We start from the raw sequence: 5,017 nt of genomic DNA, 5'->3' as shown, positions 1-5,017 counted from the left end.
TACATGTATACGAACGATTCCGAGGTGACCGACAACGTCTCCGTCGCCAACAACGTCGGCTATGCGGTGATGTTCTCCAACAACCTGCTGATCCGTAACAACCGCTCCAAGGTCGACCGCGAACACGGCCTGATGCTGAACAACGCCAACAGCTCCCGCATCGAGGGCAACGTGATCGAGGGCCGCTTCGCCGGCGCGCTGTCCGACAGCGGCGAGGCGCTGCCCGACACCGACATCCCCCGCGACAGCGAGGCGATGAGCGACCGGCTGCGCAGCGGCACCTGGAAATGCGTCTTCATCTACAACGCCAACAAGAACCGCTTCACCGGCAACCGGTTCGAGGGCTGCGAGATCGGCGTCCATTTCACCGCCGGGTCGGAGCGCAACAGCCTGACCGGCAACGCCTTCATCGGCAACCGCACCCAGGTGAAGTATGTCGGCACCCGCTATCTCGACTGGTCGGAGAATGGGCGCGGCAACTACTGGTCCGACAATGCCGCCTTCGACCTAAACGGCGACGGCATCTCCGACGAGCCCTATCGCCCCAACGACGTGGTCGACCGGGTGATGTGGGAGTATCCGGCGGCCAAGCTGCTGATGAACAGTCCCGGCGTCCAGGTGATCCGCTGGGCGCAGAAGCAGTTCCCGGCCCTGCATCCCGGCGGCGTGATCGACAGCGCCCCGCTGATGACGCCTCCCCCCCTGCCCACACCAGTTCAATCCGCCGAGAGGAAACAGCCATGACCGACTTCACCGCAGAGGTGCAGGGCGTCACCAAGCGCTATGGCGAGACCGCGGCGGTGCGCGGCGTGGATTTGACGCTGGCGCCCGGCGAATGCGTGGCGATGGTCGGCCACAACGGCGCCGGCAAAAGCTCCCTCATCAAGCTGATGCTTGGGCTGACCACCCCGACGGAGGGCCGCATCCGCGTGCTGGGCGGCGACCCGGCCAGCGCCGCCTGCTCCCCCATCCGCCGCCGGATCGGCTTCCTGCCGGAAAACGTCGCCTTCCATCCCAGCATGACGGGGCGGGAGACGCTGGACTTCTACGCCCGGCTGAAGGGTGCCTCCCGCCGCGACAACGACGCACTGTTCGCGACGGTCGGGCTGGAACCCGCCGCCATCAAGCGCCGGGTCTCGATCTATTCCAAGGGCATGCGCCAGCGCCTGGCATTGGCCCAGGCGCTGCTCGGCGGCCCGAAGCTGCTGTTCCTCGACGAGCCGACCACCGGCCTCGACCCGGCGCTGCGCCAGAGCTTCTACGCCATCGTGGCGGAGCTGCGCGACCGCGGCACCACGATCCTGCTGTGCAGCCATGCCTTGACCGAGCTGGAAGGGCAGGCCGACCGCGTCGTGGTGATGAACCGCGGCCGCAAGGTGGCCGACGGCTCACTCGCCACCCTGCGCAGCCTCGCCCAGCTGCCGGTGCGCATCCGCCTGACCCTGCCGGCCGGCGGTATCGATACCCTGGCGGGCAGGGTAGGGGAGGGCGCCGCCCTGACCCGTCTGGCCGGCGGCGTGGTCGAGCTGGCCTGCGCCAACGACGACAAGGTCGCCCTGGTCCGCCGCATCGCCTGCGACGGCCCCGCCATAAAGGACATCGAGATCGTCCAGCCCAGCCTGGACGAGATGTACGCCCATTTCCTGCGCCGGGAGGCCGCCGAATGAACACGCTCCTGATCATCGCCGGCAAGGAACTGCGCGAGGCGACCCGCAACCGCTGGGTCGTCGCCACCACCCTGCTGATGGCCGCGCTGGCCCTGACGCTGAGCTTCCTCGGATCCGTCCCCACCGGCACGGTCGGCGTCGGCCCGGTGGAGGTCACCATCGTCAGCCTGTCGAGCCTGACCATCTTCCTCCTTCCCCTGATAGCATTGCTGCTGTCCTTCGACGCCGTGGTGGGGGAGATCGACCGCGGCACCATGACCCTGCTGCTGTCCTATCCGGTGGCGCGCTGGCAGCTTCTGCTCGGCAAGTTCCTCGGCCATGCCGCGGTGATCGCGCTGGCGACCGTGGTCGGCTACGGCGCTGCCGGCGTGGCGCTCGCCATGGGCGACACCGCCATCGGTCCGGACAGTTGGCGCGCCTTCGCCTCGATGATCGGGTCCAGCGTGATGCTGGGCGCCGCCTTCACCGCACTCGGCTATCTCGCCTCCACCATCGTCCGCGACCGCGGCACGGCGGCCGGCATCGCTGTCGCTGTCTGGCTGTGCTTCGTCCTGCTCTACGACATGGCCCTGCTTGGCATCCTCGCCAGCGGCAGCGGCCTGGGGGTGGAGACGCTGAACTGGCTGCTGCTCGCCAACCCGGCCGACGCCTATCGCCTGTTCAACCTGACCGGCTTCAAGGGCGTCAGCAGCTTCGCCGGCACCGCCGGCCTCGCCACCCATGTCCAGCTGTCGGTCCCGCTGCTGCTGGCGGTGATGGCAGGCTGGATCGCCGCCCCCCTGGCGCTGGCCGCCGCCCTCTTTTCGAGGAAGCAGATCTGATGCGCACCCGTCCCATCCTGCGGTCCGTCCTGATCGCCGCCGCCCTGCTGCTGCCGCTCGCGGCCTGCAAGCAGGAGAAGGCGGAGGGCGCCCCGCCGCCGCCGGCCACCCTGACCGCCGATGCCATCGGCCATTATTGCGGCATGAATTTGGCCGACCATCCCGGCCCCAAGGGCCAGATCCTGGTGAAGGGGCAGGAGAAGCCGATCTGGCTCTCCTCCGTCCGCGACACCTTCGCCTTCACCATGCTGCCGGAGGAACCGAAGGAGATCGGCGCCATCTACGTCACAGACGTGGCCAAGGCCAGTGACCCCGCCGCCCCCGACATGACGGCCTGGGTGGAGGCGCGGCAGGCCTGGTACGTGCTGGGCAGCAGGCTGCGCGGCGGCATGGGCGAGGCGGAGCCCTATCCCTTTTCCGACAAGGTGGCGGCCGAGCGCTTCGCCGCCGCCAATGGCGGAACGCTCCTGCGCTTCGCCGATGTGCATGAGGACCGGATCCTCACCCCGCCCGCCACCATGGCCGAGGGAGAGCAGTGATGTCGCCAAGCCTCACCCGCCCCCTGGCCAGACGTCGTTTCCTCGCCATCGGCGCCACAGCCGCCGGGCTGTCGCTTCTGCCGCACCGTCTGCCGCGTGCCGATGGGATTCCGGTGCGCGTCTGGCGCGGCGTGGCACTGGGCGCCGATGCCAGCCTGAGCATCGCCCACCCCGACGCGGCCGAGGCGGACCGCCTGATTGCCCTCAGCCTGGAAGAGGTCGCAAGGCTGGAGCGGGTCTTCAGCCTTTACCGCACCGACTCCGCATTGCGCCGTCTGAATCGCGACGGCCGGCTGGACAACCCGCCCGCCGACCTCGTCCGCCTGCTGTCGGAGGCCGCCGCCTTCGGCCGCAGCACCGGCGGCGCCTTCGACCCCACGGTGCAGCCGCTGTGGCAGCTCTATGCCGGACATTTCGAGCGCGCGAACGCCGACCCCGCCGGACCGCCGGAGAACGCCATCCGCGCCGCCCGCGCGCTGGTCGATGTGCGCGCGCTGCGGGTGGAACCCAACCACATCGCCTTCGCCGCCAAGGGCATGGCGATGACGCTGAACGGCATCGCCCAAGGCTATATCACCGACCGCGTGACCGAGCGCCTGAAGGCGGAGGGCATGGGCCACGTCCTGGTCGACATGGGGGAGCTGCGGGCGCTGGGTCACCACCCCTCCGGCCGCCCCTGGACCGTCGGTCTGGCCGACCCCACCGATCCCGATAAGACGACGGGCACCGTCGACCTCACCGACGGCGCGATGGCGACGTCGGGCGGCTACGGCACCCGCTTCGACGCCGCCGGCCGCTTCACCCACCTGTTCGATCCGGCGAGCGGTGCCTGCGCCGCCCAATGGCTGGCGGTGACGGTCCAGGCGCCCGAGGCCACGACGGCCGACGCCCTGTCAACCGCCCTGTCGGCGGTGCCGGCGGACCGCGCCGCCTCCATCCTGGCAGCCCATCCCGGCGTCACCGCCCGCTTCACCCACCCCGACGGCCGCATCCTGCGGCTGCCCGCCTGAAAGAACGGATCATCGTCATGGGAAGCTTCAGCCTGTTCCACTGGGCCATCGTCCTCCTGGTCGTCCTTCTGCTGTTCGGCGCCGGCAAGCTGCCGGCCGTCATGGGCGATTTTGCCAAGGGCATCAAGAGCTTCAAGGCCGGTCTGAAGGAGGAGGACGAGGAGCGCAAGCCGATCGCGTAACCGGGACCTTACGAAACAGGCGCCAGCGCCTTGACGAACTGGGCCAAGTTCTGGCGCATCATGTCGACATAGGTCGCGGCCGGCCCATCCGCCGGCGACAGCGCGTCGGAATAGACTCGCCCACCGATGCGCGCACCGGTCTCGCGGGAAATCTGCTCCAGCAGGCGCGGGTCGGCGATGTTCTCGACGAAGACCGCCTTGATCTTCTCCTTCTTGATCTGGCGGATCATCCTGGCGATGTCGCCGGCCGACGCCTCCGCCTCGGTGGACATGCCGACCGGCGCCAGGAAGGTCACGCCATAGGTCTTGCCGTAATAGCCGAAGGCATCGTGCGAGGTGACGATCTTGCGGTCCTTGCGCGGGATCGGCTTCAGCGCGGCCTTGATCTCGGCCTCCACCGCGTCGAGCTTGGCCTCGTAGGCGGCATGGTTGGCCCGCAGCACGGCGGCCTTGTCCGGGGCGGCGGCGACCAGGCCCTTCAGGATGTTGTCGGCATAGATCTTGGCGTTCGCGACCGACTGCCAGGCATGCGGATCGTAGGCACCGTGGCCGTGATCGTCGTGGCCATGGTCGTCATGCCCGTGCTCCCCATGCTCCTCCTCACCGGCAATCGGCTTGACGCCGGTGCTGGTGACGGTGACCGGTCCCTTGTAGCCGGACGCCTTGACCAGCCGGTCGATCAAGCCTTCCATTCCCAGCCCGTTGACGACGACGAAGTTGGCGGCACCGAGCGCGCGGGCGTCGGCGGGTGTGGGCTCGTAGACATGGGCGTCGCCATCGGGGCCGACCGGGGTCGTC

7 protein-coding genes are annotated in these 5,017 nt (G+C 69.0%); 6 read left to right on the top strand and 1 reads right to left on the bottom strand.

Going from position 1 to position 5,017, the window contains the following annotated elements; all coding sequences use genetic code 11:
* The 6 genes from I71_RS16310 to I71_RS36030 all read left to right on the top strand — a co-directional run.
* Positions 1-744, top strand: a 744-nt coding sequence (locus I71_RS16310; protein ID WP_042695902.1) for a NosD domain-containing protein, incomplete at its 5' end; no start/stop codon positions are given.
* On the top strand, positions 741-1,667 hold the full coding sequence (locus I71_RS16305; protein WP_042695900.1) for an ABC transporter ATP-binding protein: 927 nt from the start codon (positions 741-743) through the stop codon (positions 1,665-1,667). The genes I71_RS16310 and I71_RS16305, both read left to right, overlap by 4 nt.
* On the top strand, positions 1,664-2,488 hold the full coding sequence (locus tag I71_RS16300; protein WP_042695899.1) for an ABC transporter permease: 825 nt from the start codon (positions 1,664-1,666) through the stop codon (positions 2,486-2,488). Before I71_RS16305 ends, I71_RS16300 begins: the two co-directional genes overlap by 4 nt.
* Entirely contained in the window at positions 2,488-3,027 is a 540-nt protein-coding gene (locus I71_RS16295; protein ID WP_049976153.1) for a nitrous oxide reductase accessory protein NosL, read from the top strand. Before I71_RS16300 ends, I71_RS16295 begins: the two co-directional genes overlap by 1 nt.
* The gene (locus tag I71_RS16290) at positions 3,027-4,037 is read left to right on the top strand and encodes an FAD:protein FMN transferase (protein WP_042695898.1); all 1,011 of its coding nucleotides are present in this window, start codon (positions 3,027-3,029) and stop codon (positions 4,035-4,037) included. Before I71_RS16295 ends, I71_RS16290 begins: the two co-directional genes overlap by 1 nt.
* Before the next feature lie 17 nt (positions 4,038-4,054).
* Complete coding sequence (locus I71_RS36030) at positions 4,055-4,219, top strand: twin-arginine translocase TatA/TatE family subunit (RefSeq protein ID WP_083897204.1); 165 nt, start codon at positions 4,055-4,057, stop codon at positions 4,217-4,219.
* A gap of 8 nt (positions 4,220-4,227) precedes the next feature.
* Here I71_RS36030 and I71_RS16285 read toward each other — a convergent pair.
* A partial coding sequence (locus tag I71_RS16285; protein ID WP_042695897.1) for a metal ABC transporter solute-binding protein, Zn/Mn family occupies positions 4,228-5,017 on the bottom strand: 790 nt, incomplete at its 5' end.

Source organism: Azospirillum sp. B506 (genome assembly GCF_000333595.1).
Lineage (GTDB): Bacteria > Pseudomonadota > Alphaproteobacteria > Azospirillales > Azospirillaceae > Azospirillum.
Note: the sequence above shows the minus strand (reverse complement) of the source record. Positions and strands in the feature narration are given on the sequence as shown.